General features: G+C 73.6%; 27 protein-coding genes. 16 read left to right on the top strand and 11 right to left on the bottom strand.

The annotated features are described in order from the left end of the window. Window positions 1-6: 6 nt before the first annotated feature. A complete protein-coding gene (locus ACFW6A_RS17310) occupies window positions 7-1,611 on the bottom strand; it encodes an acyl-CoA carboxylase subunit beta (RefSeq protein ID WP_351844633.1) in 1,605 nt (534 codons plus the stop codon). A gap of 134 nt (window positions 1,612-1,745) precedes the next feature. Between ACFW6A_RS17310 and ACFW6A_RS17305 the strand changes: the two genes are divergently transcribed. From ACFW6A_RS17305 to hutH, 5 genes are all read left to right on the top strand, one after another. Beyond that, window positions 1,746-2,597 (top strand): biotin--[acetyl-CoA-carboxylase] ligase, encoded by an 852-nt coding sequence (locus tag ACFW6A_RS17305; RefSeq protein WP_351844631.1) that lies wholly within the window; start codon window positions 1,746-1,748, stop codon window positions 2,595-2,597. 117 nt (window positions 2,598-2,714) lie between these two features. Beyond that, a complete protein-coding gene (locus ACFW6A_RS17300) occupies window positions 2,715-3,887 on the top strand; it encodes an adenylate/guanylate cyclase domain-containing protein (protein ID WP_351844629.1) in 1,173 nt (390 codons plus the stop codon). Between the two features lie 51 nt (window positions 3,888-3,938). Then, window positions 3,939-4,727 carry an enoyl-CoA hydratase-related protein gene (locus tag ACFW6A_RS17295; RefSeq protein WP_351844627.1) on the top strand — a complete coding sequence of 263 codons (789 nt, stop codon included), beginning with the start codon at window positions 3,939-3,941 and terminating at the stop codon, window positions 4,725-4,727. An 84-nt stretch (window positions 4,728-4,811) separates the two neighbouring features. Next, a complete protein-coding gene (locus ACFW6A_RS17290) occupies window positions 4,812-5,945 on the top strand; it encodes a GGDEF domain-containing protein (protein ID WP_351844625.1) in 1,134 nt (377 codons plus the stop codon). A gap of 79 nt (window positions 5,946-6,024) precedes the next feature. Beyond that, window positions 6,025-7,566 (top strand): histidine ammonia-lyase, encoded by a 1,542-nt coding sequence (gene hutH / locus ACFW6A_RS17285; protein WP_351844656.1) that lies wholly within the window; start codon window positions 6,025-6,027, stop codon window positions 7,564-7,566. Between the two features lie 59 nt (window positions 7,567-7,625). Here hutH and ACFW6A_RS17280 read toward each other — a convergent pair whose 3' ends face one another. Next, the gene (locus ACFW6A_RS17280; RefSeq protein ID WP_351844654.1) at window positions 7,626-7,889 is read right to left on the bottom strand and encodes a hypothetical protein; all 264 of its coding nucleotides are present in this window, start codon (window positions 7,887-7,889) and stop codon (window positions 7,626-7,628) included. 115 nt (window positions 7,890-8,004) lie between these two features. Between ACFW6A_RS17280 and ACFW6A_RS17275 the strand changes: the two genes are divergently transcribed. Then, a complete protein-coding gene (locus ACFW6A_RS17275) occupies window positions 8,005-8,370 on the top strand; it encodes a hypothetical protein (protein ID WP_351844623.1) in 366 nt (121 codons plus the stop codon). 224 nt (window positions 8,371-8,594) lie between these two features. Continuing rightward, the gene (locus ACFW6A_RS17270; protein WP_386482119.1) at window positions 8,595-9,866 is read left to right on the top strand and encodes an Ig-like domain-containing protein; all 1,272 of its coding nucleotides are present in this window, start codon (window positions 8,595-8,597) and stop codon (window positions 9,864-9,866) included. Window positions 9,867-9,935: 69 nt separating this feature from the next. On the opposite strand, the gene ACFW6A_RS17265 is transcribed toward ACFW6A_RS17270, so the two are convergent. Next, window positions 9,936-10,451: a hypothetical protein gene (locus ACFW6A_RS17265; protein ID WP_386641302.1), complete on the bottom strand. Its 516-nt coding sequence runs from the start codon at window positions 10,449-10,451 to the stop codon at window positions 9,936-9,938. A 99-nt stretch (window positions 10,452-10,550) separates the two neighbouring features. Between ACFW6A_RS17265 and ACFW6A_RS17260 the strand changes: the two genes are divergently transcribed. Next, complete coding sequence (locus ACFW6A_RS17260; protein WP_386641299.1) at window positions 10,551-11,906, top strand: BTAD domain-containing putative transcriptional regulator; 1,356 nt, start codon at window positions 10,551-10,553, stop codon at window positions 11,904-11,906. Between the two features lie 47 nt (window positions 11,907-11,953). Beyond that, entirely contained in the window at window positions 11,954-12,352 is a 399-nt protein-coding gene (locus ACFW6A_RS17255; RefSeq protein ID WP_386482110.1) for a DUF1330 domain-containing protein, read from the top strand. Here the strand turns inward: ACFW6A_RS17255 and msrA are convergent. Continuing rightward, complete coding sequence (gene msrA, locus ACFW6A_RS17250; protein ID WP_386482106.1) at window positions 12,292-12,951, bottom strand: peptide-methionine (S)-S-oxide reductase MsrA; 660 nt, start codon at window positions 12,949-12,951, stop codon at window positions 12,292-12,294. The genes ACFW6A_RS17255 and msrA overlap by 61 nt on opposite strands. An 85-nt stretch (window positions 12,952-13,036) precedes the next feature. Further along, window positions 13,037-14,143 carry a hypothetical protein gene (locus ACFW6A_RS17245; protein ID WP_386641296.1) on the bottom strand — a complete coding sequence of 369 codons (1,107 nt, stop codon included), beginning with the start codon at window positions 14,141-14,143 and terminating at the stop codon, window positions 13,037-13,039. Window positions 14,144-14,215: 72 nt separating this feature from the next. Between ACFW6A_RS17245 and ACFW6A_RS17240 the strand changes: the two genes are divergently transcribed. Then, window positions 14,216-15,370: a cystathionine gamma-synthase gene (locus ACFW6A_RS17240; RefSeq protein WP_351844613.1), complete on the top strand. Its 1,155-nt coding sequence runs from the start codon at window positions 14,216-14,218 to the stop codon at window positions 15,368-15,370. A gap of 88 nt (window positions 15,371-15,458) precedes the next feature. Here the strand turns inward: ACFW6A_RS17240 and ACFW6A_RS17235 are convergent, their stop codons facing one another. The 4 genes from ACFW6A_RS17235 to ACFW6A_RS17220 are packed head-to-tail and all read right to left on the bottom strand — an operon-like array spanning window position 15,459 to window position 16,955. Continuing rightward, complete coding sequence (locus ACFW6A_RS17235) at window positions 15,459-15,650, bottom strand: DUF1059 domain-containing protein (RefSeq protein ID WP_351844611.1); 192 nt, start codon at window positions 15,648-15,650, stop codon at window positions 15,459-15,461. A 57-nt stretch (window positions 15,651-15,707) separates the two neighbouring features. Further along, the gene (locus ACFW6A_RS17230; RefSeq protein WP_386641293.1) at window positions 15,708-15,956 is read right to left on the bottom strand and encodes a hypothetical protein; all 249 of its coding nucleotides are present in this window, start codon (window positions 15,954-15,956) and stop codon (window positions 15,708-15,710) included. Next, on the bottom strand, window positions 15,953-16,414 hold the full coding sequence (locus tag ACFW6A_RS17225) for a sigma factor-like helix-turn-helix DNA-binding protein (RefSeq protein WP_351844607.1): 462 nt from the start codon (window positions 16,412-16,414) through the stop codon (window positions 15,953-15,955). Before ACFW6A_RS17225 ends, ACFW6A_RS17230 begins: the two co-directional genes overlap by 4 nt. Before the next feature lie 46 nt (window positions 16,415-16,460). After that, the gene (locus tag ACFW6A_RS17220) at window positions 16,461-16,955 is read right to left on the bottom strand and encodes a MarR family transcriptional regulator (protein ID WP_351844605.1); all 495 of its coding nucleotides are present in this window, start codon (window positions 16,953-16,955) and stop codon (window positions 16,461-16,463) included. A 146-nt stretch (window positions 16,956-17,101) separates the two neighbouring features. On the opposite strand from ACFW6A_RS17220, the gene ilvA reads away from it, so the two are divergent. The 3 genes from ilvA to ACFW6A_RS17205 all read left to right on the top strand — a co-directional run bounded on the left by ilvA (window position 17,102) and on the right by ACFW6A_RS17205 (window position 20,298). Continuing rightward, a complete protein-coding gene (ilvA, locus tag ACFW6A_RS17215) occupies window positions 17,102-18,331 on the top strand; it encodes a threonine ammonia-lyase (protein ID WP_351844603.1) in 1,230 nt (409 codons plus the stop codon). A gap of 63 nt (window positions 18,332-18,394) precedes the next feature. Then, on the top strand, window positions 18,395-19,453 hold the full coding sequence (locus tag ACFW6A_RS17210; protein WP_351844601.1) for an ATP-binding cassette domain-containing protein: 1,059 nt from the start codon (window positions 18,395-18,397) through the stop codon (window positions 19,451-19,453). Next, entirely contained in the window at window positions 19,450-20,298 is an 849-nt protein-coding gene (locus tag ACFW6A_RS17205) for an ABC transporter permease (protein ID WP_386482095.1), read from the top strand. The genes ACFW6A_RS17210 and ACFW6A_RS17205 overlap by 4 nt, the downstream gene beginning before the upstream one ends. A gap of 67 nt (window positions 20,299-20,365) precedes the next feature. Here ACFW6A_RS17205 and greA read toward each other — a convergent pair whose 3' ends face one another. Both greA and ACFW6A_RS17195 read right to left on the bottom strand, forming a co-directional pair. After that, complete coding sequence (gene greA / locus ACFW6A_RS17200; RefSeq protein WP_031013045.1) at window positions 20,366-20,863, bottom strand: transcription elongation factor GreA; 498 nt, start codon at window positions 20,861-20,863, stop codon at window positions 20,366-20,368. Between the two features lie 188 nt (window positions 20,864-21,051). After that, window positions 21,052-21,453 carry a DUF4307 domain-containing protein gene (locus tag ACFW6A_RS17195; RefSeq protein WP_386641290.1) on the bottom strand — a complete coding sequence of 134 codons (402 nt, stop codon included), beginning with the start codon at window positions 21,451-21,453 and terminating at the stop codon, window positions 21,052-21,054. A 98-nt stretch (window positions 21,454-21,551) separates the two neighbouring features. On the opposite strand from ACFW6A_RS17195, the gene mca reads away from it, so the two are divergent. From mca to ACFW6A_RS17180, 3 genes are all read left to right on the top strand, one after another. After that, window positions 21,552-22,433: a mycothiol conjugate amidase Mca gene (gene mca / locus ACFW6A_RS17190; protein WP_351844594.1), complete on the top strand. Its 882-nt coding sequence runs from the start codon at window positions 21,552-21,554 to the stop codon at window positions 22,431-22,433. Next, complete coding sequence (locus ACFW6A_RS17185; RefSeq protein WP_351844592.1) at window positions 22,426-22,668, top strand: hypothetical protein; 243 nt, start codon at window positions 22,426-22,428, stop codon at window positions 22,666-22,668. The genes mca and ACFW6A_RS17185 overlap by 8 nt, the downstream gene beginning before the upstream one ends. A gap of 207 nt (window positions 22,669-22,875) precedes the next feature. Further along, window positions 22,876-24,900, top strand: a complete 2,025-nt coding sequence (locus ACFW6A_RS17180; RefSeq protein ID WP_386641288.1) for a thioredoxin domain-containing protein — start codon at window positions 22,876-22,878, stop codon at window positions 24,898-24,900. Window positions 24,901-24,932 lie beyond the last annotated feature (32 nt).

The raw sequence follows: 24,932 nt of genomic DNA, 5'->3' as shown, positions 1-24,932 counted from the left end.
CGAGGGCTAGAGCGGGATGTTGCCGTGCTTCTTCGGAGGCAGGGATTCCCGCTTCGTCCGCAGCTGACGCAGACCCTTCACGACCTGCGCCCGGGTCTCCGACGGCAGGATCACCCCGTCGACGTAACCGCGCTCGGCCGCGATGTACGGGTTGAGCAGGGTGTCCTCGTACTCCTGGATCAGCCGCGCCCGCACCGCCTCGACGTCCTCGCCGTTCGCCTCCGCCTCGGCGATCGTCCTGCGGTGCAGGATGTTCACCGCGCCCTGCGCGCCCATGACGGCGATCTGCGCCGTCGGCCACGCCAGGTTCAGGTCCGCGCCCAGGTGCTTGGAGCCCATGACGTCGTACGCGCCGCCGAAGGCCTTCCGGGTGATGACCGTGATCAGCGGGACGGTCGCCTCGGCGTACGCGTAGATCAGCTTCGCGCCGCGCCGGATGATGCCGCCGTACTCCTGGTCCACGCCCGGCAGGAAGCCCGGCACGTCCACGAAGGTCAGCACCGGGATGTTGAAGGCGTCGCAGGTGCGCACGAAGCGCGCGGCCTTCTCCGAGGCGTTGATGTCCAGACAGCCGGCGAACTGCATCGGCTGGTTGGCCACGATGCCGACCGGGAAGCCCTCCACCCGGCCGAAGCCGGTCAGGATGTTCGGCGCGAAGAGCGCCTGGGTCTCCAGGAACTCGCCGTCGTCCACGACGTGCTCGATCACCTTGTGCATGTCGTACGGCTGGTTCGCCGAGTCCGGGATCAGCGCGTCGAGTTCCAGGTCCTCGTCCGACACCTCGGTCTCCGCCGTCTCCGGGAAGGCCGGGGCCTCCGAGAGGTTGTTCGACGGCAGGTACGAGAGCAGCTGCTTCACGTACTCGATGGCGTCCTTCTCGTCCCCCGCCATGTGGTGCGCCACGCCCGAGGTCGAGTTGTGCGTCCGGGCGCCGCCCAGCTCCTCGAAGCCCACGTCCTCGCCGGTCACCGTCTTGATGACGTCGGGACCCGTGATGAACATGTGCGAGGTCTGGTCCACCATCACGGTGAAGTCCGTGATGGCGGGGGAGTACACCGCGCCGCCCGCGCACGGCCCCACGACCAGCGAGATCTGCGGGATCACGCCCGACGCGTGGGTGTTGCGGCGGAAGATCTCGCCGTACATCCCGAGCGCGCTCACGCCCTCCTGGATGCGGGCGCCGCCGGAGTCGTTGATGCCGACGACCGGGCAGCCGGTCTTCAGCGCGAAGTCCATCACCTTGATGATCTTCTGGCCGTACGTCTCGCCGAGCGCCCCGCCGAAGACCGTGAAGTCCTGCGAGAACACGGCGACCGGACGGCCGTCCACCGTGCCGTAGCCGGTGACGACGCCGTCGCCGTACGGCCGGTTCCTCTCCAGGCCGAAGTTGGTGGAGCGGTGCCGGGCCAGCTCGTCCAGCTCGACGAAGGAGCCCTCGTCGAGCAGCAGGGCGATGCGCTCGCGCGCCGTCAGCTTCCCCTTCGCGTGCTGCTTCTCCACCGCGCGTTCGGAGCCGGCGTGCGTGGCCTCGTCGATGCGACGCCTGAGGTCCGCGATCTTGCCCGCGGTCGTGTGAATGTCGATCTCGTACTGCTCTGCCGGCTCGGACATCGGGATGCGGCTCCCTGCCTGGTCACGGGGGGTTCGTTGGCTGCGAATGGGCTACTGGTGGCCTACTGACCCGTAGCGTATCGACGGCGATACGGTTCGGCACTGCGGTCTTTGCCACACCTACTCTGGCTTGCATGACGTCCCCCAACACCTCCGGCGGACCGTGGTCCGACCTCGAACGCCCCCCGCTCAACGCCCGCGTGCTGAGCCAGGCCCTCCTCCTCCCGGACGGACTGTGGCGCTCGCTCGACGTGGTGAGGAGCACCGGGTCGACCAACTCCGACCTGGCCGCGCGGGCGGCCGAACTGCCCGAAGGGGCCGTGCTCGTCGCCGAGGAGCAGACCTCCGGGCGCGGCCGGCTCGACCGCACCTGGAGCGCCCCCGCCCGGTCCGGGCTCTTCCTCTCCGTCCTGCTCAAGCCCGACGTGCCCGCGCACCGGCTCGGCTGGCTCCCGCTGCTCACCGGGGTGGCCGCCGCCACCGGCCTGGTGAAGGCCGCCGGCACCGACGTCTCCCTCAAGTGGCCCAACGACCTCCTGGTCACCGTGGACGGCGAGGAGCGCAAGGCCGGCGGGATCCTCGCCGAGCGGGCCGGCGAGGACGGCGTCGTCGTCGGGCTCGGCGTCAACGTCTCGCTGCGCGCCGACGAGCTGCCCGTCCCCACGGCCGGCTCCCTCCTCCTGGCCGGCGCCGTCTCCACCGACCGCGACACCCTGCTCCGGGCCGTCCTGCGCTCACTCGCCGACTGGTACGGCGCCTGGGTGCGGGCCGACGGCGACCCCGAGGCCTCCGGCGTCCAGGCCGCCTACGCGGCCGGCTGCGCCACCCTCGGCCGCCGGGTCCGCGCCGACCTGCCGGGCGAGCGGGTGCTGGAGGGCGACGCGGTCGCCCTGGACGGCGACGGACGCCTGGTGGTGGCCACCGAGGGCGGCGGCACGGAAGCGGTCGGCGCGGGCGACATCGTCCACCTGCGCGCCACCGGCTGAGCACCCCGGACCGTTCCGGCGTGAGCCAGCCCACACCTGTCGTATCGTGGAGCGCGATCCAGGCGAACAGATCGGCAGGACAGTGGGCAGCGGCAGGGAACGGGCAGGAGGCGGCCGGTGACCGTCGACGACGCGAACGAGGGTGAGGGCCGGTCCGACGGGCCGTCCGGGGCGGCCGAGGCCGCCGGCACCTCGGCGTACCCCACCCCCCACCACGCCGTCGACCACACGGTCGAACCGACCGACGACCCGCTCGCCATCCGCCTCGAACAGCTCATCCTCGGCGCGGACCGCCGCTACACCCCCTTCCAGGCCGCCCGCACCGCAGGCGTCTCCATGGAGCTGGCCTCCCGCTTCTGGCGGGCCATGGGCTTCGCCGACATCGGACAGGCCAAGGCGCTCACCGAGGCCGACGTGCTCGCCCTGCGGCGGCTCGCCGGCCTCGTCGAGGCGGGGCTGCTCAGCGAGCCGATGGCGGTGCAGGTCGCCCGCTCCACCGGGCAGACCACCGCCCGACTGGCCGAATGGCAGATCGACTCCTTCCTGGAGGGCCTGACCGAGCCGCCCGAGCCCGGTATGACCCGCGCCGAGGTCACCTACCCCCTGGTCGAGCTGCTCCTGCCCGAGCTGGAGGAGTTCCTGATCTACGTGTGGCGGCGGCAGCTCGCCGCCGCCACCGGCCGGGTCGCGCAGGCCGCCGACGACGAGGAGATGGTCGACCGCCGGCTCGCCGTCGGCTTCGCCGACCTCGTCGGCTTCACCCGCCTCACCCGCCGCCTGGAGGAGGAGGAGCTGGGCGAGCTGGTCGAGGCCTTCGAGACCACCTGCGCCGACCTGGTCGCCGCGCACGGCGGCCGGCTCATCAAGACCCTCGGCGACGAGGTGCTCTACGCGGCGGACGACGCCGGCATCGCCGCCGAGATCGCGCTGCGCCTGATCGAGACCCTCAGCCAGGACGAGACCATGCCGGCGCTGCGGGTCGGCATCGCCTTCGGCACCGTGACGACCCGGATGGGCGACGTCTTCGGCACCACCGTGAACCTCGCCAGCCGGCTCACCTCGATAGCGCCGAAGGACGCCGTCCTGGTGGACAGCGCCTTCGCCGAGGAGCTGACCCGCACCGGCGAGGTGCCCGTCTCCGAGGCCGAGGCGGCGGAGCAGGCCGCCCGCGCCGAGAAGGAGGGCAGGGCCCCGGAGACGTACCGCTTCGCGCTCCAGCCGATGTGGCAGCGGTCCGTCCGCGGCCTCGGCGTCGTGGAGCCCTGGCTCCTGAACCGCCGCCCGACCTAAGATCCCTCCCGGTGCAGATGTGAACCGTCGTTAACCGGGAGGGCGCAGGAGATGTCCGAGCAGCGTTTTGGTGAGTTCGTGCTGGTCCGCAAGGAGGGGCACGTCGCCGAGTTCGTCCTCGACCGGCCCAAGGCGATGAACGCGGTCTCCTCCGAGATGGCCCGTTCCATCGGCGAGGCCTGCGCGGCGCTCGCCGCCGACCGGGAGGTCCGGGTCACCGTCCTCACCTCCTCGAACGACCGGGCGTTCTGCGTCGGCGCCGACCTGAAGGAGCGCAACTCCTTCACCGACGCCGAGCTGGTCCGCCAGCGGCCCACCGCCCGCGCGGCCTACACCGGCGTCCTGGAGCTGCCGATGCCGACCGTGGCGGCCGTGCACGGCTTCGCCCTCGGCGGCGGCTACGAGCTGGCGCTCGCCTGCGACCTGATCGTCGCCGACGCCACGACCGTCGTCGGTCTCCCCGAGGTCTCCGTCGGCGTCATCCCGGGCGGCGGCGGTACGCAGCTGCTGCCGCGCCGGGTGGGCGCCGCGCGCGCCGCCGAGCTGGTCTTCACGGCGCGCCGGGTGGAGGCCGCCGAGGCCGCGGAGCTGGGCCTGGTGGACGTGGTCGCGGAGGACGCCCGCACGGCCGCCCTGGAGCTGGCCGGGCGGATCGCCGCGAACTCGCCGGTCGGACTGCGCGCGGCGAAGAAGGCGATGCGGCTGGGCCAGGGCCTGGACCTGCGGGCCGGCCTGGAGGTCGAGGACGCGGCCTGGCGCTCGGTGGCCTTCTCGGGCGACCGCGCCGAGGGCGTGGCGGCCTTCAACGAGAAGCGGAAGCCGTCCTGGCCCGGAGAGTGACTGATTGATCCCGCTTTCTACGAAATGTAACTTTCCGTGACGTCTCGGAAGGGAAAACGGATCAAACCTCCCTAAGCTGGAGGAATGGGAGAGGACGTGCGGCTGCGGGCCGTGGTGGCGCTGGCGCAGGGGATGGCGGCGGCGCACACCCCGCGCGAGTTCTGGCGGGCCGCGGCCCTGGGGGCGTGCGCCGGGCTCGGCGGGAGCTTCGGCGCCCTGTCGGTCTGGGAGCGGGACCACGGGCGGCTGCGGGTCCTGGTGAACGCCGGGGACCGGGCGGTCGGCGAGGAGGAGTTCCCGGACGCGGAGACGTATCCGGTGCACCAGTTCCCGGAGATCACCGAGTTCCTCCACGAGCGGTGGGCGACCGGCGCCGGTCCGCACGCCTGGATCGAGACGGCCGACGCGCCCCGGGTCACCGGCCGGGTGGAGGGCCTGCGGCGGCGCGGCCGCCGCTGCTGCGTGGTCGCCCCGATCGTGCTGCACGGCCGGGCCTGGGGTGAGCTGTACGTGGCCCGTCCCGACGGGGCGAAACCTTTCACCACCGAGGACGCCGACTTCGCCAACGTCCTCGCGGCGGTCGTCGCGGCCGGCATCGCCCAGGCCGAGCGGCTGGAGGAGGTCCGCAAGCTCGCCTTCACCGACCCCCTCACCGGGCTCGCCAACCGCCGCGCGGTCGACTCCCGCCTCGACGAGGCCATCGAGCGCTACCGCGCCGACGGCTCGGTCGTCAGCCTCGTCGTCTGCGACCTCAACGGTCTCAAGCGCGTCAACGACACCCACGGCCACGCCGTCGGCGACCGCCTCCTCGAGCGCTTCGGCTCGGTCCTCTCCCGCTGCGGCGCCCGGCTGCCCGGCGCCCTCGCCGCCCGCCTCGGCGGCGACGAGTTCTGCCTGCTGGCCGTCGGCCCGACGGCGGACGAGGTGGTCGCCGTGGCGGAGGAGCTGTGCGTCCGCGCCGCGGAGCTGGAGCTCGGCGAGGGCGTCGCCTGCGGCGTCGCCTCCACCGGCGACCCCATCGGCCCCCTGAAGTCCGCCCGCCGCCTCTTCCGCCTCGCCGACGCGGCCCAGTACCAGGCCAAGGCCGCCCGCTCGTCGAAGCCGGTCGTGGCCGGCCGCGACGGCACCGTCGTCCGCCTCGCCGACGCCCCGCCCGGCGCCCGCGACCGCCGCCGCTTCCGCGACGCCCCGACGGTGGGGCTGCCCCCGGAGCCGTAAGGGTCCGTGCCGGTGGGGGCCAGTGACACATTGCCTAGTGACAGGTCGGTCTTCAATCCGTAGGGTGCTGAATATGGATATGCAGACAGTCGTTCTCGGCACGTCCGGCACGACCCCGCAGGACGTCATCGCCGTCGCCCGTCACGGCGCCCGCGTCGAGCTGTCGGCCGGCGCCGTCGAGGCGCTCGCCGCCTCCCGCGCCGTCGTCGACGCCCTCGCCGCCAAGCCCGAGCCCGTCTACGGCGTCTCCACCGGGTTCGGCGCGCTCGCCACCCGGCACATCGACCACGAGCTGCGCACCCAGCTCCAGCGGAACATCGTCCGCTCGCACGCCGCCGGCATGGGCCCGCGCGTCGAGCGCGAGGTCGTCCGCGCCCTGATGTTCCTGCGGCTCAAGACCGTCGCCTCCGGCCACACCGGCGTCCGCCCCGAGGTCGCGCAGACCATGGCCGACGTCCTCAACGCCGGCATCACCCCGGTCGTCCACGAGTACGGCTCCCTCGGCTGCTCCGGCGACCTCGCCCCGCTCTCCCACTGCGCCCTCGCGCTCATGGGCGAGGGCGACGCCGAGGGCCCCGACGGCACCGTGCAGCCCGCCGGCGAACTGCTCGCCGCCGCCGGCATCGAGCCCGTCGTCCTGCGCGAGAAGGAGGGCCTCGCCCTCCTCAACGGCACCGACGGCATGCTCGGCATGCTGATCATGGCCCTCGCCGACCTCGACGTCCTCTACAAGTCGGCCGACGTCACCGCCGCGCTCTCCCTCGAAGCCCTCCTCGGCACCGAGAAGGTCCTCGAACCCGAACTCCACGCCATCCGCCCCCACCCCGGCCAGGCCGCCTCCGCCGCCAACATGCTGGCCGTCCTCAAGGGCTCCGGCCTCACCGGCCACTTCCAGGCCGGCGAGGCCCCCCGCGTCCAGGACGCCTACTCGATCCGCTGCGCCCCGCAGGTCGCCGGCGCCGGCCGCGACACGATGGCCCACGCCCTGCTCGTCGCCGAGCGCGAACTGGCCGCCGCCGTCGACAACCCGGTCGTCCTCGGCAACGGCGAGGTCCGCTCCAACGGCAACTTCCACGGCGCCCCCGTCGCGTACGTCCTCGACTTCCTCGCCATCGCCGCCGCCGACCTCGGCTCCATCGCCGAGCGCCGCACCGACCGGCTCCTCGACAAGAACCGCAGCCACGGCCTGCCGCCCTTCCTCGCCGACGACGCCGGCGTCGACTCGGGCCTCATGATCGCCCAGTACACCCAGGCCGCCCTGGTCAGCGAGATGAAGCGGCTCGCCGTCCCGGCCTCCGCCGACTCCATCCCCTCCTCCGCCATGCAGGAGGACCACGTCTCCATGGGCTGGTCCGCCGCCCGCAAGCTGCGCACCGCCGTCGGCAACCTCGCCCGGATCATCGCCGTCGAGCTGTACGCCGCCACCCGCGGTATCGAGCTGCGCGAGGGCCTCACCCCCGCCCCCGCCTCGCGGGCCGCCATCGACGCCCTGCGCGCCGCCGGCGTCGAGGGCCCCGGCCCGGACCGCTTCCTCGCGCCCGACCTGGCCGCCGCCGACGCCTTCGTCCGCGAGGGCCGCCTGGTCGCCGCCGTCGAGCCGGTCACCGGCCCGCTGGCCTGACCCGGCCCGCCCCGGCGCCCGAGGGCCGCCCCCACCCGGGGGCGGCCCTTCCGCCGTTCCTAGGACGCGCGCCCGTGCCGCCGCATCGCCAGCGCCACGAAGCCCGCGCCCACGCCGAGGAAACCGGTCCCGCCGAGCACGTACGCCGTCGTGTCGGGCCCCCCGGTCTCGGCGAGCCGGCCGGTCGCGGGCCCGGTGCTCCCGCTCCGTACGGCCGCCCCGGGAGCGGTGTCGGAGGCGTTCGCCGACGGGACGAACCACAGGGCGCACAGCAGGGTCCCCGCCGCGGTGGCGGTCAGCAGCGGACGTCGGGCGGCGGGCACGCGGATCTCGTTCTCCCTCACGGAAAGCCCCGCGGGAAGCCCGCGGTGCGCCGATGCTAGTGAACCCAGCGGGTCGTGGGAAAGCCGAGGCCGGACAGACCCTACGCTCCCAGCCATGAGCACCTCCGAAACCCCCGCCACCGCCGGCACCGAGACCGCCCCCCGCCACGTCCGGCTCCGCGTCGACATCGTCCTGGAGATCGACGGACCGGCCGAGTTGACCGCCGCCGCGGAGGAGCGGATCGACTCCGACGAGTTCATGCCGGCCGAGGAGCGCGAGCACGCCCGGGCCGCCGTCCGGGAGGACCCCTCCGAGGCCCTCGCCTACCTGGTGGAGCCCTTCGACCTGGTCCGCGGCCTGCCCGGCGTCGAGCTCGTCCAGGCCGCCTGGAGCAGCGAGGAGATCGAGTACGACCCCGATGCGATGGAGTGGGAGCTGGACGAGGAAGATGGGGACGAGGAAGACGACGAGCGCGCCTGACCGGCGGTAGGGGCGGCGCCGGCCGCCCCGTCCGCGGGCCCCGGGACGCCGTCCCGGGGCCGTTCCGCGTCCCGGTCCCGGGACGCCGGGAACCGGACGCTCCGCCGTTGCGTGTCGATCGGTGGGGCCCGGTGCCGCTCAGTGGTCTTCCCCACAAACCGCCCCCGTCCGGAACCGGAGGGGTGGCACGGGTGTTCTGATGGATTGACAGGGAATCGGCGACGATGGAGAAGCGTGTGATGACGGTCGGCAAGCGCCGCAGGAGCCTGGCAGCCGCGGCGGCCGTGCTCAGCGGCGTACTCGTGCTCTCGGCGTGCAACGACGACGACGCGTCGGGCCCGGCCGGGTCCGGCTCGCCCACCGCCACCTCCCAGGCCCAGGTCGACGAGGCCGCCGAGCAGAAGACCTCCAAGGCGCAGATCACGATCTCGCCGGAGAACGGCTCGCAGAACGCCTCCATCAACAACGCCGCCAAGGTCGCCGTCACCGAGGGCAAGCTCACCGAGGTCACCATGACCTCCGCCGAGGGCACCGAGGTCAAGGGCGAGATAGCGGCGGACGGCCTCTCCTGGAAGCCGGCCGGCCAGCTGGAGCGCGCCACCGTCTACAAGATCGCCGCCACCGCCGTCGACGCGGAGGGCCTGGAGGCGCACGAGAACTCCTCCTTCACCACCGTGTCGAAGGAGAACAGCTTCATCGGCAACTTCACCCCCGAGGACGGCTCGACCGTCGGCGTGGGCATGCCGGTCTCGATCAACTTCAACAAGGCGATCACCGACAAGAAGGCCGTCCAGGGCGGCATCACCGTCTCCTCCAGCTCCGGCCAGGAGGTCGTCGGCCACTGGTTCAACTCGACGCGCCTCGACTTCCGCCCGGACGACTACTGGAAGGCCGGCTCGACGGTCACCCTCAAGCTCGACCTCGACGGCGTCGAGGGCGCCGACGGCGTCTTCGGCGTCCAGCAGAAGACCGTCACCTTCAAGGTCGGCCGCAGCCAGGTCTCCACCGTCGACGTCGAGAAGAAGACGATGACCGTCGTCCGCGACGGCAAGGTGATCCGGACCATCCCGATCTCCGCCGGCTCCCCGGAGAACACCACCTACAACGGCCAGATGGTGATCTCCGAGAAGTTCAAGGAGACCCGGATGAACGGCGCCACCGTCGGCTTCACCGACTCCGACGGCAAGGGCGAGTACGACATCAAGGACGTGCCGCACGCCATGCGCCTGTCCACCTCCGGCACCTTCATCCACGGCAACTACTGGGGCTCCCGCTCCATCTTCGGCTCCGTGAACACCAGCCACGGCTGCGTGGGCCTCGCCGACGTCAAGGGCGCCGGCGACCCCAAGCAGATGGCCGCCTGGTTCTACGACCAGTCGATGATCGGCGACGTCGTGATCGTCAAGAACTCCAAGGACAAGACGATCGCCCCGGACAACGGCCTCAACGGCTGGAACATGGACTGGTCGGCCTGGAAGGCCGGCTCGGCGGCCTGACCCGCCCCGCCCGATCCACGAGAAGGGCCCCCTCCACTCCGGAGGGGGCCCTTCCCGTGCCCGCCGCGCTCAGGACACCTTGTCGCACAGCGGCTCGACCGAGCCGTGCAGCAGGCCCAGGGTCTTGTAGCCGGTGGCCGAGACCTCCAGCGTGTACGTCCCGTCCACGGTGTACAGCCCGCGCACCACGTTCCCCCCGCCCTCGCCGAAGCCGGCCAGGATCGGACCGGTGACGTACCAGCTCTGCGAGCGGTCCGGGCGCACCACCACGACCGCCCGGCCGCTCGCGTCCGCGTCGTGGGAGGCACCGGTCGCCGAGTTGGTCACCCGTACCACGAGCGTGCCCTTGTACTCGACGACCCGGGTGCCGTCCTCGTACGTCGCGAGGGTGCGCCGCACCACCTCGTCGACGACCGGCCCGCCGTGCACGGCGACGTCGCAGCGCGCCCCGGCCGGATACGACCAGGACGGCGAGGGCACCGGCTCCCACGGGCCCGGGGCGACGGCCGCGGAGGCGGGGGCGGCGGTGACGAGCGGGGCGGCGAGCACGCCGCAGACGGCCAGGGCCAGGGCGGACCTGCGCATGGTGAACTCCTCGGTGCGGAACGGCGGATGCGGACGTCCCCAGCCAACGCCCGCCCCCTGACCACAACCTGACCACCGCCCCCGTAGGGTGCCCGCACCATGGACTTCGCCCTCCTCGGGCCCTTCGAGGCCCGCCACGAAGGACGGCCCGTGCCGCTCGGCATCCGCCGCCAGGAACGGTGCCTGCTCGCCCTCCTCCTGCTGGAGGCCGGCCGGGCCGTCCCCACCGCCCGCCTCGCCGGTCTGCTGTGGGACGGCGCCCCGCCCCCCGCCGCCCGCGCCACCCTGCACACCTACGTCGGCCGGCTGCGGGCCGCGCTCCGGCCGTACGGCGTCACCGTCTCGACCCGGCACGACGGCTACGCGGTCGAGACCGACGGACACACCGTGGACGTACGGGAGTTCCTCGACCTCCTCGGCCGCGCCGCGCACGCCGGCGACCCCGGCGAACGGCTCCGCTGCCACGACCGCGCCCTCGCGCTCTGGCGCGGCCCCCTCCTCGACGGCACCCTCGACCCCGAGAGGCGCGCCCGGCTCGGCGGCCGACTCGCCGAACTCCGCCTCACCGCCCTCGAACAGCGCGCCGAGACCCACCTCACCATGGGCCTGCACACCCGTGTCCTCGCCGACCTCGCCCCGCTCGCCGCCGCCCACCCCGACCGCGAACGCCTGGTGGCCGCCCTGATGACCGCCCTCTACCGGGACGGCCGTCAGGCCGAGGCGCTGGAGACGTACCGGACCACCCGCGACCACCTGGCCGGCGAACTCGGCATCGACCCCGGTCCGGCGCTCACCACCCTCCACGAGCGGATCCTCGCCGCCGACCCCCGCCTCGACCGCCCCCCGGCCCCGCTCTACGCGGTCCGCGTCCGCGACCACTGGCTCCCCTGGACCACCGGCGGCCACCCCGCGCTGGAGTTCTGCAACACCTACGCCGGCTGGCACCGCGGCCCCGGGACCCCCGGCTCCGACTGGCTCCGGAGCTACGCCACCCTCGCCGTCTGGGCCGGCCACCTCGACCTCGCCGACGACACCGTCGTCGACGCGCTCCTCGACCTGGCCCGGGCCCGTCCCGACGAGGCCGCCGCCGCCCTGACCGAGGCCAGGGCCTTCCGCACCGCCCTCTACGCCTGCCTCACCGACCCCGCCGACGGGCGCGCCTTCCGCGCCGTCGCCGCCACGGCCGGCGAGGCGGCGGCCACCGCCGTCCTCACCGCCGGGACCGACGGCCTCGCCCACTGGCGGCTGCCCCCGTCGGCCGGCCTGCGCCTCCCGCTGCTGGCCACCGCCCGGGCCGCCGCCGACCTCCTCACCACCCCCGCCCGCCTCACCCTCCGCGCCTGCCCCGGCGCCGACTGCGGCTGGCTCTTCCAGGACGCGACGGGCCGCCGCCGCTGGTGCTCCCTCTCCACCTGCGGCGCCGCCCCGTCCCCGGCGCCCGCCGCCGGAGGATGACCCCCGGGGTAATCGACCCCGCCGCCGCACCCCGGCACGCTGTTCCCATGACCGCGTACGCGATGGCGAACCTGAGCCCGAAGCCCGTCCTCGACCCCGAGGTGCTCGACTACATGGAGGGGATCCAGGCCACCCTGGACCCCTTCGGCGGGCGCTTCCTCGTGCACGGAGCGCCCCGCCGCGAGGTGCTCGAAGGGGAGTGGCCGGGCGCCGTCGTCGTCATCGCCTTCCCGTCCTACGACGAGGCGAGGGCCTGGTACGACTCCGAGCCGTACCAGGCCCTGCTGCCCCTGCGGACCCGTCACATGGCGGGCGACGTCCTGCTGGTCGACGGCACCCCGGAGGGGTACGCGCCGGCCGCGACGGCCGCGGCCCTGCGCGCCGCCTACTCCGCCGGCGCCACGCCGACCGGGCACGAGACGCCCGTGCCGCCGATTCCGCAGTAGCCCGCCGGGTTCTTGTCCAGGTACTGCTGGTGGTAGGGCTCCGCCGGGTAGAACGGCCGGTCCTCGGCGGGCAGGACGGCGGTGGTGATCTCGCCGTGGCCCGCGGCCGTCAGGACCTTCTGGTAGGCGGCCCTGGACGCCTCCGCCGCCGCAGCCTGGGCGGGGGAGTGGGTGTAGACGGCGGAGCGGTACTGGGTGCCCACGTCGTTGCCCTGGCGGAAGCCCTGCGTCGGGTCGTGGGACTCCCAGAAGACCTTCAGGAGCGTCTCGTACGGGACCACCGCCGGGTCGAAGACGACCCGGACCACCTCGGTGTGCCCGGTGAGGCCCGAGCAGACCTCCTCGTACGCGGGGTTCGGCGTGTAGCCGCCCTGGTAGCCGACGAGCGTCGTCCAGACGCCCTCGGTGCGCCAGAACCTCCGCTCGGCGCCCCAGAAGCAGCCGAGCCCGAAGTCGGCCGTCTCCAGGCCCTCCGGGTACGGGCCGGACAGCGGGTTGCCGAGCACCGTGTGGCGCTCGGGCAGCGAGAACTCCGGCTCCGGACGGCCGCGCAGGGCCTGCTCCGGGGCGGGCAGGACGGGGGTGCGGGACAGGAACATGGGGCATCTCTCCTCGGCGTTCGGCAGTCCTCACAACACCCGCGCGCACACCGCTGTTCCCCGCCGGCCCGTCACCGCCGCGGCGTCACCGCCGCAGCGTCGCCGGGTTCCCGCCGTTCGACTCGTACCCGGCCACCGCCAGGTTCCGGTGCAGGGTGTACTCGGCCGCCGGGTCGTCGCTCAGCGTCCACGGCACCGCGCCCACGTGCCCGTCCACGTGCACCAGCTGGTGCATCGCCTCGGCCCAGCGCTCGCCGCGCACCAGGAAGTACACGAGCAGGTGCCGCACGTGCGCGAGCATCGGGTCGTCGGGGCGGGCCGAGTGCACCGCGTACAGCGCGCCCTCCATCGCCCGGCTCACCACCGCCGTGCGGTAGAAGTCCTGCACCAGCACCACGTCCGGCACATGCTCGAAGACCGCGAAGAGCGGCAGCGCGGCCAGCAGCGAGCCGCGCGGCGCCCGCGCGGCGGCCGTCGTCGCGAAGTGGTCGGCCTCCTCGCGCGAGCCGTGCCACTTCTCGCACCAGTAGTGCAGCGCCGCCAGGTGCGCGCCCATGTGCTGCGGCGCCCGGTCGATGACCTTCGCCCACACCTGGTCGAACTGCTCGTGGCTGTAGCCGAGTCCGCGCGCCACCGCCAGCTGCGTGAGGTACGGGACGGGGTCGCCCGGCGCGAGCAGCGCGGCCTCCTCGGAGACCTTCCGGGCCTCCTCCAGGATGATCCGGAAGTCGTCGGAGCCGGCCGCGGAGGAACGCCACGCCTGCTGCACCAGGAACTCCGCGTGCACCGCCGCGGCGCCCGGGTCCTTCGGCGCGTCCGAGCGCCAGGCCCGCAGCCAGGCCCCGCCGACGCCCGGCTTCTCCGCCAGCTCCAGGGAGGCCGCGCCCGCGAACGCCTGGACGCGTTGCCAGCGGACCTCGCCCTCCTTGTCCGTGCCGGCGAGCAGCTGCGCGGCGGCACGCCAGTCCTGGGTGGCCTGGACGACGTCGAGGACGTCGAGGAGATCGCGGTCCGGCCCGGGGAGCCGCACGTCCAGTTCCTCCTGACGGACGAATCCGTACGCGTCCGGGTCGGCGGCGTCCGGCGTGCCGGGCGCGACCTGCTGGATGCCGCCGCCGCGGCGGCGCAGCAGATAGGGGCCGAGGACGCCGAAGAGCAGGCCCAGGGCGATCAGGAACCAGAGAATCTCCATGTGTCCATTGTCCAGGACGCCGTCGTGGACGAATCGCGGCGGTGGGGGTGCCCCGGCACTACGCTCCTGACCATGAGCGACCAGCACAACCACCAGAACTTCGAGACCCGCGCCATCCACGCGGGCAACACCGCCGACCCGCTGACCGGCGCGGTCGTCCCGCCCATCTACCAGGTGTCCACCTACAAGCAGGACGGCGTGGGCGGGCTCCGCGGCGGCTACGAGTACAGCCGCAGCGCCAACCCGACCCGTACCGCCCTGGAGGAGAACCTCGCCGCCCTGGAGGGCGGCCGGCGCGGCCTCGCCTTCGCCTCCGGCCTGGCCGCCGAGGACTGCCTGCTGCGCACGCTCCTCGCGCCGGGCGACCACGTGGTCATCCCGAACGACGCGTACGGCGGCACCTTCCGGCTCTTCGCCAAGGTGGTGCAGCGCTGGGGCGTCGACTTCTCCGTGGCGAACACCTCGGACGTCGACTCCGTCCGGTCCGCCGTCACCGACCGCACCAAGCTGATCTGGGTCGAGACGCCGTCGAACCCGCTGCTCGGCATCACCGACATCGAGGCCGTCGCGGGCGTGGCCCGGCAGGCCGGCGTGAAGCTGGTCGTCGACAACACCTTCGCCTCGCCCTACCTCCAGCAGCCGCTGGCGCTCGGCGCGGACGTCGTCGTGCACTCCCTCACCAAGTACATGGGCGGCCACTCGGACGTCGTCGGCGGCGCCCTGATCGCGGCCGACGCGGAGCTGGGCGAGGAGCTGGCGTACCACCAGAACGCGATGGGCGCGGTGGCCGGCCCGTTCGACTCGTGGATCGTGCTGCGCGGCATCAAGACGCTGGCCGTCCGCATGGACCGGCACAGCGAGAACGCGACGAAGGTCGCCGACTTCCTGACCCGGCACCCGAAGGTCACCCAGGTGCTCTACCCGGGGCTCGCCGAGCACCCGGGCCACGAGGTCGCGGCGAAGCAGATGCGGTCCTTCGGCGGCATGATCTCCTTCCGCGTCGAGGGCGGCGAGGAGGCGGCGGTCGGCGTCTGCGACCGCGCGAAGCTCTTCACCCTGGGCGAGTCCCTCGGCGGCGTCGAGTCGCTGATCGAGCACCCGGGCCGGATGACGCACGCCAGCGTCGCCGGTTCGGCCCTGGAGGTCCCGGCCGACCTGGTCCGCCTCTCGGTCGGCATCGAGAACGTCGACGACCTCATCGCGGACCTGCGCGAGGCACTGGGCTGATCCGTCCGCCGGGCCGCCCCGTACGCGGGGGCCGGCCCGTCCGCCGGGGCCCGGGTGCGGTGATCCCGCACCCGGGCCCCGGGCGTGCTCAGGAACCGGGCAGCGCGTCCTTCAGGGACGCCCGGACCTCCTCCCGCAGCTCCGGGGTGTCCGCGTGCTCGTGGACGGAGACCGCGTGCTCGGACGCGGCACGCACGACCTCCTCCTCCTCGCCGGAGATGTAGAGGGTGCAGCCCGACACGCTCGGGGTGTCCCGGCAGTCGGCGGCTTTCCTGGTCATGGCGGCCTCCCGCGATGGTGGTCCGGCCCGCCCCTCCCTTCCAGGCTAGGACCGGTCTCACGGCCCGGCGAACGGCGGCGTCGTCGCGGCCGGCGGCCGCTCCCAGGGCCGGACCTCGGCCGCCCAGACCGTGAAGCCGAGCGCGGCCAGCCCGGCCAGCACCCCGCCGATCCTCCGCACCACCCGCTCCCGCCGCCGCACCCGGCCGCCCCGGGCCGCCGCCCGCGCCGCGAGGTCCCGGGGGACCGGCGGGTGGGGCGTGTCGAGCAGCCGCCGGACGGCCGCCTCCTTGTCGCCGTACCTCACGCCGCCGCCCTCCCGCCGGGGCCCCGCGCCCGCATCCGGGCCACCGCCCGCGCGTACACCGCCCGGATCCGCGCCTCGGGCAGGCCGAGCAGCGCGGCCGTCTGCTCCTCGGGCACGCCCTCGTACAGGCGCAGCACGAGCACCAGCCGTTCCCGAGGGGTGAGGGCGGCGAGGGTCCCGCCGTGGCCGGTGCGGTGCCGCCAGGCGGTCCGCGCGAAGCGCAGCGCGAGGTCGTCCCGGGTGAGCGCGTACGGATCCTCGTCGCGGCCCCGGTCGCGGACCGCGTACGCGTGGGCGAGGGCGGCGGTCAGCAGGGCGCGGGCGTACGGGTTGCGGGTCCGGGTCTCGGCGGTGAGCAGGGTGGCGACATGCAGCAGCCGCGCCGCCGCGCCCGCCACGAAGGAGGCGAACTCCTCGGCGCGGGCGGCGTGTTCGTACCGGCTCCGCTGGGTGCCCACGCCCCCATCTAGCGGGCGGGGACGAAGCGGGGTCAACCCCCTTGCGTCAGCCCTGCGTCGGGGCGCCGCCTGCCTGGCGGGCGGAGAGCGCCGCGTTGAAGCGGGTGAGCAGGGAGCAGAAGGAGGCGCGCTCGTCCTGCGTCCAGCCGTCGGTGACCTCCGCCATCAGCGTGCGGCGCGAGGAGCGGACCTCCTCCAGGCGGTCGAGGCCGCGCGGGGAGAGCTGGAGGACGACGGCGCGGCCGTCCTCGGGGTGCGAGGTGCGCTTGACGAGCCCGGAGTCGACGAGCGGGGCGACCTGGCGGGTGACGGTCGAGGAGTCGATCCCCATGCCCGCCGCGAGCGCCTTGACGCCCATCGGTCCTTCCCGGTCGAGGCGGTTGAGGAGGAGGTAGGCGGCCCGGTCCATGGAGTTGCGGAGCTGGCCCGTGCCGCCGAGGCGGGTCTGCTCGGCCCTGCGGGCGAAGACGGCCACCTGGTGCTGGAGGGCATCGAGGAGACCGGGGTCGAGCTCAGTCGTCATGTCCTGAGATGTGGGCATGGCTGGGGGGCTCTCTCGTACGGGGGTGGTCGGTGTGGGGGACAGAGTACGCGGACGGGCGGGGGTCCGTACCGGCCGTGCGCAAACCCGTCGCCGGCCCGCGGCCCGCGCGGCCGCGACCCCGGTGAGCTGCGAGACTTGGGGTCATGACCTTCGGTACGCCACACCCCTTGCACCGGCTGATGCTCGACGACGTGCGCGGCGCGCAGAAGATGCTCGCGGGGGTGGCCCGGACGACCGCGCTGGAGGGCAGCCGCCACCTGTCCTCGCTGGTGGGGGCGCCGGTCCTGCTCAAGTGCGAGAACCTCCAGCGGACCGGTTCGTTCAAGCTGCGCGGCGCGTACGTGCGGATCGCCGGGCTCCGGCCGGAGGAGAAGGCGGCCGGGGTGGTCGCCGCCTCGGCCGGGAACCACGCGCAGGGTGTGGCGCTCGCCTCACGGCTCCTCGGGGTGCGGGCGACGGTCTTCATGCCGGTCGGCGCCCCGCTGCCGAAGGTCGCGGCGACCCGCGACTACGGCGCCGAGGTGCGGCTGCAGGGGCACGTGGTCGACGAGACGCTGGCCGCCGCGCAGGAGTACGCGCGGGAGACCGGCGCGGTCTTCATCCACCCCTTCGACCACCCGGACGTCATCGTCGGCCAGGGCACGGTCGGCCTGGAGATCCTGGAGCAGTGCCCGGAGGTCCGCACGATCGTCGTCGGGATCGGCGGCGGCGGCCTGGCGGCCGGGATCGGCCTCGCGGTGAAGTCGGTCCGCCCGGACGTGCGGATCGTCGGCGTGCAGGCGGAGGGCGCGGCGGCCTATCCGCCCTCGCTGGCCGCCGGGCACCCGGTGGTGGTCGAGTCGCCGGTGACGATGGCCGACGGGATCAAGGTGGGCCGGCCCGGCGACGTGCCGTTCGGGCTGGTCCAGGAGTACGTGGACGAGGTGCGGACGGTCTCGGAGGACGCGCTCTCCTCGGCGCTGCTGCTCTGCCTGGAGCGGGCCAAGCTGGTGGTGGAGCCGGCCGGGGCGAGCCCGGTGGCGGCGCTGCTGAGCGACCCGGAGTCCTTCCGCGGCCCGGTCGTGGCCGTCCTCTCGGGCGGGAACGTGGATCCGCTGCTGCTCCAGCGGATCCTGCGGCACGGCATGGCGGCGGCGGGCCGCTACCTGAGCCTGCGGCTGCGGGTGGCGGACCGGCCGGGCGCGCTGGCGACGCTGCTGGCGGTGCTGACCGTGGTCGACGCGAACGTGCTCGACGTCAGCCACGTGCGGACGGACCCGCGGCTCGGCCTCACGGAGGTGGAGGTGGAGCTGCACCTGGAGACGAAGGGGCCGGAGCACTGCCGGGAGGTCGAGGCGGCGCTGCGGGAGGCGGGCTACACGGTCCTGGCCTGAGCGGGCCCCTCCACGCTGCCCTAGGATCGGCAGAAATGCCCGAAATGATCCGGGAGTGTGGACATGCCAGGCGCGATCCACGCCGAGGGACTGGTGAAGACCTTCGGCGACGTCACCGCATTGGACGGCGTGGACCTCGACGTGCCCGAGGGCACCGTCCTCGGCCTGCTCGGCCCCAACGGAGCGGGGAAGACGACCGCCGTACGGGTGCTCACCACCCTGCTCCGCCCCGACAGCGGCACCGCGACGGTCGCCGGCGTCGACGTCCTGCGGCACCCGAACGAGGTCCGCCGCTCCATCGGCCTCTCCGGCCAGTTCGCCGCCGTCGACGAGTACCTCACCGGCCGCGAGAACCTGCAGATGGTCGGACAGCTCTACCAGATGAAGGCCCGCGCCGCGAAGGAGCGGGCCGGCGAGCTCCTGGAGCGCTTCCACCTCGCCGACGCCGCCGACCGCCCCGCCAAGACCTACTCCGGCGGCATGCGCCGCCGCCTCGACCTCGCCGCCGCCCTGGTCGTCGCCCCGCCCGTGATGTTCATGGACGAGCCGACCACCGGCCTCGACCCCCGCAACCGCCAGGCCCTGTGGGAGGTCATCAAGGAACTCGTCTCCGGCGGCACCACCCTCCTCCTCACCACCCAGTACCTGGAGGAGGCCGACCACCTCGCCCACGACATCGCCGTCGTCGACCGCGGCAAGGTCATCGCCCGCGGCACCTCCGACCAGCTCAAGGACCGCACCGGCGGCGAGCGCGTCGAGGTCGTCGTCCACGAGCGCGACGCCATCGCCCCCGCCCGCGGCGTCCTCGCCCGCTACGGCCCCGGCGACCGCGGCCTCGACGACGTCTCCGTCGAGGACCACACCCGCAGGCTCACCGTCCCCGTCACCGGCGGCGCCAAGCTGCTCGCCGAGGTCATCCGCGACCTCGACGCGATCGGCGTCGAGATCGACGACATCGGCCTGCGCCGCCCCACCCTCGACGACGTCTTCATCTCCCTCACCGGCCACGCCGCCGCACTCGGACAGGACGAGGAGGACGCGGGGGACGGGGAGGACGGGGGGAGCGGCGCGGGCCGGCCGCCCGGCAAGCCCCGCAAGCACCGGAAGGAGCCGGCCGCGTGAGCACCCTCACCGACACCGCCCCGCACGTCCCCGCGCCCCGCGGCGGCATCGCCCAGTCGATCGCGGACTCGCTCGTCGTCACCCGCCGGAACCTGATCCGCATGACCCGGATCCCGGAGATGGTCATCTTCGGCCTCATCCAGCCGGTCATGTTCGTGATCCTGTTCAGCTTCGTCTTCGGCGGGTCCATGAGCGTCGGCGGGAACACCGACCCGGTCGTCTACCGCAACTTCCTGATGGCCGGCATCTTCGCCCAGACCGTCACCTTCGCCACCGCCGGAGCGGGCGCCGGCATCGCCGACGACATGAGCAAGGGCCTCGTCGACCGCTTCCGCTCGCTGCCGATGGCCCGCGGCGCCGTCCTCACCGGCCGCACCCTCGCCGACCTCGTCCAGACCGCGCTCACCGTCGTGGTCCTCGCGGTCGTCGGCCTCCTCGTCGGCTGGCGCATCCACGAGGGCGTCCCCAAGGCCCTCGGCGCCTTCGCCCTCCTGCTCCTCCTCGGCTACGCCTTCTCCTGGATCGGCGCCCTCATCGGCCTCTCCGTCCGCACCCCCGAGGCGGCCACCTCCGGCGGCCTGATCTGGCTCTTCCCGGTCACGTTCGTCTCCAACGCCTTCGTCGACCCGAGCCAGATGGCCGACTGGATCCGCCCCATCGCCGAGTGGAACCCCTTCAGCGCCACCGTCCAGGCCTGCCGCGAGCTCTTCGGCAACCCCGGTGTCGTCCAGTCCGACGCCTGGCCCATGCAGCACCCGGTCTGGGCCTCGCTCCTCTGGTCGCTGCTGATCATCGCCGTCTTCCGCACCCTGTCCGTCCGCAAGTACCGCTCCGCCTCCGCCTGAGCGCGCGCACGCCGAAGGGCCGGCCCCACGGGGGGACCGGCCCTTCGGACGTGCGGAAGGGGGAGCCTCAGCCGGTGTACGGCTTCGCGCTGAGGATCTTCACCATGGCCTTCTTGCCGTTCGGCAGCTCGTACTCGGCGTCGTCGCCGGCCTTCTTGCCGTTCACGCCGATGCCGAGCGGCGACTGCGGCGAGTAGGTCTCGATGTCACCGCTCGCGTACTCGCGGGAGGCGAGCAGGAAGGTCATCGTGTCGGACTCGTCGCCGTCGAAGGCGATCGTCACGACCATGCCCGGCTCGACGACGCCGTCGTCCGCCGGGGCCTCGCCGACCTTGGCGTTCTGCAGCAGCTGGGTCAGCTGGCGGACCCGGAGCTCCTGCTTGCCCTGCTCCTCCTTGGCCGCGTGGTACCCGCCGTTCTCGCGCAGGTCGCCCTCCTCGCGCGCGGCGGCGATCTTCGCGGCGATCTCGGTACGCGCGGGACCAGACAGGTACTCAAGCTCGTCCTTGAGCTTGTTGTACGCCTCCTGGGTGAGCCAGGTGACGTTGTCGCTGGTCTGGGTCACAGGTGCTCCTCGTAGGTACTGGGAATACAAATCAACGCCCTACCCGGAAAACGGTCGCTCCCGGGTGGGCGAAAGCACGAGCCTAACAATGAGTGGCGGAAAGCGGGAGGACATAAACCATCGGGATGGCGTCGGTCCAGGTCACCGGGGCGACCCGCCGGGACTCGCTCCCCCTCCCCTACCCACCGCTACCGCGCCGTACACCCCAGCAGCTCGGCGCTGGTGGCGCGGGCGGTGGTGCGGAGGGAGTAGACCCGGTCGACCCGGCCGCCCGGCTCGTCGACCACGACGTCCTTGCGGGCCACCTCGGCCCCGTCCTCGGAGCGGGAGCGGAGCGTGCACACGCCCTCGACGCCCTCGTCCTTGCGGACCTCCAGGTGCACCTGCACCTGGGAGTCGCTCACCACGTCGAACTTGATCATCTCGGCGCTGATCCTGTTGTCGACCACGTAGTGCCAGCCGAACCAGCCGATCATGGCCAGGAAGAGCGTCCCGAGGACCGCGCCGGCGATCCTCAGCTTCCGGTCGGCCCGCTCGTCCGCCGAGCGCCCGTAGCGCCCCTCGGGCAGCTGCTCGTCCACGGCGCTCATGGTTCGGTCCTCTCGGGGCGGGGGCCACGGAATTTTCGTCCCCCCGATTCCGTCACTATAGAGACCCCCCTCCGCGTCGAATCACTGAGGATCGAGTCTTGACTGAGCAGCTGCGACTGATGGCCGTTCACGCCCACCCCGACGACGAGTCGAGCAAGGGCGCGGCGACCATGGCCAAGTACGTGTCCGAGGGGGTGGACGTCCTGGTGGTGACGTGCACGGGCGGCGAGCGCGGCTCGGTCCTGAACCCCAAGCTCCAGGGCGACCCCTACATCGAGGAGAACATCCACGAGGTCCGCCGCAAGGAGATGGACGAGGCCCGGGAGATCCTGGGCGTCGAGCAGGAGTGGCTCGGCTTCGTCGACTCCGGCCTTCCCGAGGGCGACCCGCTGCCCCCGCTCCCCGAGGGCTGCTTCGCCCTCCAGGACGTGGACCACGCGGCCGGCGAGCTGGTCCGCAAGATCCGCTCCTTCCGTCCGCAGGTCATCACGACCTACGACGAGAACGGCGGCTACCCGCACCCCGACCACATCATGACCCACAAGATCACGATGGTGGCCTTCGACGGCGCGGCCGACGCCGAGAAGTTCCCCGAGGCCGAGTACGGCCCGGTCTTCACCCCCCAGAAGCTCTACTACAACCAGGGCTTCAACCGCCCCCGCACCGAGGCCCTCCACCGCGCCCTCCTCGACCGCGGCCTGGAGTCCCCGTACGGCGAGTGGCTGGAGCGCTGGGCGGAGTTCGAGCGCAAGGAGCGGACGCTCACCACCTTCGTCCCCTGCGCCGACTTCTTCGAGACCCGCGACCGCGCGCTGATCGCCCACGCCACCCAGATCGACCCCGAGGGCGGCTGGTTCCGCGTCCCCATGGAGATCCAGAAGGAGGTCTGGCCCACGGAGGAGTACGAGCTCAGCAAGTCGCTCGTCCCGACCTCCCTCCCCGAGGAAGATCTCTTCGCGGGCATCCGCGACAATGCCTGACATGAGCGCACACCTCGCACTGACGCAGCTGGTCCCCCTCGCCGAGGAGCTGGACAAGAACAAGGTGACGCCCGGCGTCCTCGGGTTCGTCGTCTTCGCCGTCCTGGCCCTCGCCGTCTGGGCGCTGATGAAGTCGATGAACCGCCACATGAACAGCATCTCCTTCGAGGAGACCCCGGACCCGTCCGCCGAGCCCGGCACCACCCCCGGCAAGAAGGCCCCGGCCGCCTCCTGACCCCCCGCCCCGGGCGCCCCCACCACACCACGGGGCGCCCCGGGCCCCCTCGGCCGGCCCCGAGGCCCCGCCCTCCCCGGACCCCGAGGCGCGCCCCAGGGCCCCTCTCGCCGGCCCGCGAGGCGCACCCCGGGCCCCCGTGCGCCCGAACCACCCGGACGGGCCGGTCTTCCCTGCGCGCCCGCGACGGCAGGGCAGGATAGGGCCATGCCGAACCGACTGGCCCATGAGACCTCCCCCTACCTCCTCCAGCACGCCGACAACCCGGTCGACTGGTGGCCCTGGTCCCCCGAGGCGTTCGAAGAGGCCCGCCGCCGAAACGTCCCGGTCCTCCTCAGCGTCGGCTACAGCTCGTGCCACTGGTGTCACGTGATGGCCCACGAGTCCTTCGAGGACGAGGGGATCGCCGCGCTGGTCAACGAGCACTTCGTCGCCGTCAAGGTCGACCGGGAGGAGCGGCCGGACGTCGACGCCGTGTACATGGAGGCCGTCCAGGCCGCGACCGGGCACGGCGGCTGGCCGATGACCGTCTTCCTCACGCCCGACGCGGCCCCCTTCTACTTCGGCACCTACTTCCCGCCGGAGCCCCGCCACGGCATGCCGTCCTTCCCCGAGGTACTCGACGGCGTCCGGGCCGCCTGGGCCGACCGCCGCGGCGAGGTCGCCGAGGTCGCCGAGCGGATCGTGAAGGACCTCGCCGGCCGCTCCCTCGCCGTCGCCGGCGACGGCCTTCCCGGCGAGGAGGAGTCGGCCGCCGCGCTGCTCGGGCTCACCCGCGAGTACGACGCCGCCCGCGGCGGCTTCGGCGGCGCCCCCAAGTTCCCGCCGTCGATGGTCCTGGAGTTCCTGCTCCGCCACCACGCCCGCACGGGCTCCGAGGGCGCCCTCCAGATGGCCGCCGACACCTGCGAGGCGATGGCCCGCGGCGGCATCTACGACCAGCTCGGCGGCGGCTTCGCCCGCTACTCCGTCGACCGCGCCTGGGTCGTCCCGCACTTCGAGAAGATGCTGTACGACAACGCCCTGCTCTGCCGCGTCTACGCCCACCTGTGGAAGGCCACCGGCAGCGACCTCGCCCGCCGGGTCGCCCTGGAGACCGCCGACTTCATGGTCCGCGAGCTGCGCACCCCCGAGGGCGGCTTCGCGTCCGCGCTCGACGCGGACTCCGACGACGGCACCGGGAAGCACGCGGAGGGCGCCTACTACGCCTGGACCCCCGCCCAGCTGGCGGAGGTCCTCGGCGCGGAGGACGCCGCCCTCGCCGCCGCCCACTACGGCGTCACCGAGGACGGCACCTTCGAGCACGGCAGCTCCGTCCTCCAGCTCCCCCAGGAGGCGGGCCCGGCCGACGCGGGCCGGATCGCCTCCATCCGCACCCGGCTGCACGCGGCCCGCGAGCGGCGCGCGCGTCCCGGCCGCGACGACAAGGTCGTCGCCGCCTGGAACGGCCTCGCGATCGCCGCCCTGGCCGAGACCGGCGCCCTCTTCGACCGTCCCGACCTGGTCGAGCGCGCCACCGAGGCCGCCGACCTGCTGGTCCGGCTCCACCTCGACGACGGCGGCCGGCTCACCCGCACCTCGAAGGACGGGCGGGCCGGCGCCAACGCGGGCGTCCTGGAGGACTACGCCGACACCGCCGAAGGCTTCCTCGCCCTCGCCGCCGTCACCGGCGAGGGCGCCTGGCTGGACTTCGCCGGCCTCCTCCTGGACCACGTCCTCGTCCGCTTCACCGGCGAGGGCGGCGCGCTGTACGACACGGCCCACGACGCCGAGGCCCTCATCCGGCGCCCCCAGGACCCCACCGACAACGCCACCCCGTCCGGCTGGACCGCCGCCGCCGGAGCCCTGCTCTCGTACGCGGCCCACACCGGCTCCCGGGCCCACCGGGCCGCCGCCGAGGGTGCCCTCGGCGTGGTCAAGGCGCTCGGCCCGCGCGCCCCCCGCTTCATCGGCTGGGGCCTCGCCGTCGCCGAGGCCCTGCTCGACGGCCCCCGCGAGATCGCCGTGGTCGGCACCGCCGCCGACCCCGGCTTCCAGGAGCTGCGCCGTACGGCCCTGAGGGCGACCACCCCGGGCGCGGTCCTCGCCGCCGGAGCCCCCGACGGCGAGGAGTTCCCGCTCCTGCGGGACCGCCCCCTGGTCGCCGGGTCACCCGCCGCGTACGTCTGCCGTCACTTCACCTGCGACGCACCCGTCACCGACCCGGACGCCCTGGCCCGGCTGCTCCGCTGAGGCCCCGAAAGGACACGGCCCCGCCGTCCCTC

The sequence above is a fragment of the Streptomyces sp. NPDC058758 genome (genome assembly GCF_042746075.1).
Taxonomy (GTDB): domain Bacteria; phylum Actinomycetota; class Actinomycetes; order Streptomycetales; family Streptomycetaceae; genus Streptomyces.
This window is presented reverse-complemented; position numbering and strand designations above follow the sequence as displayed.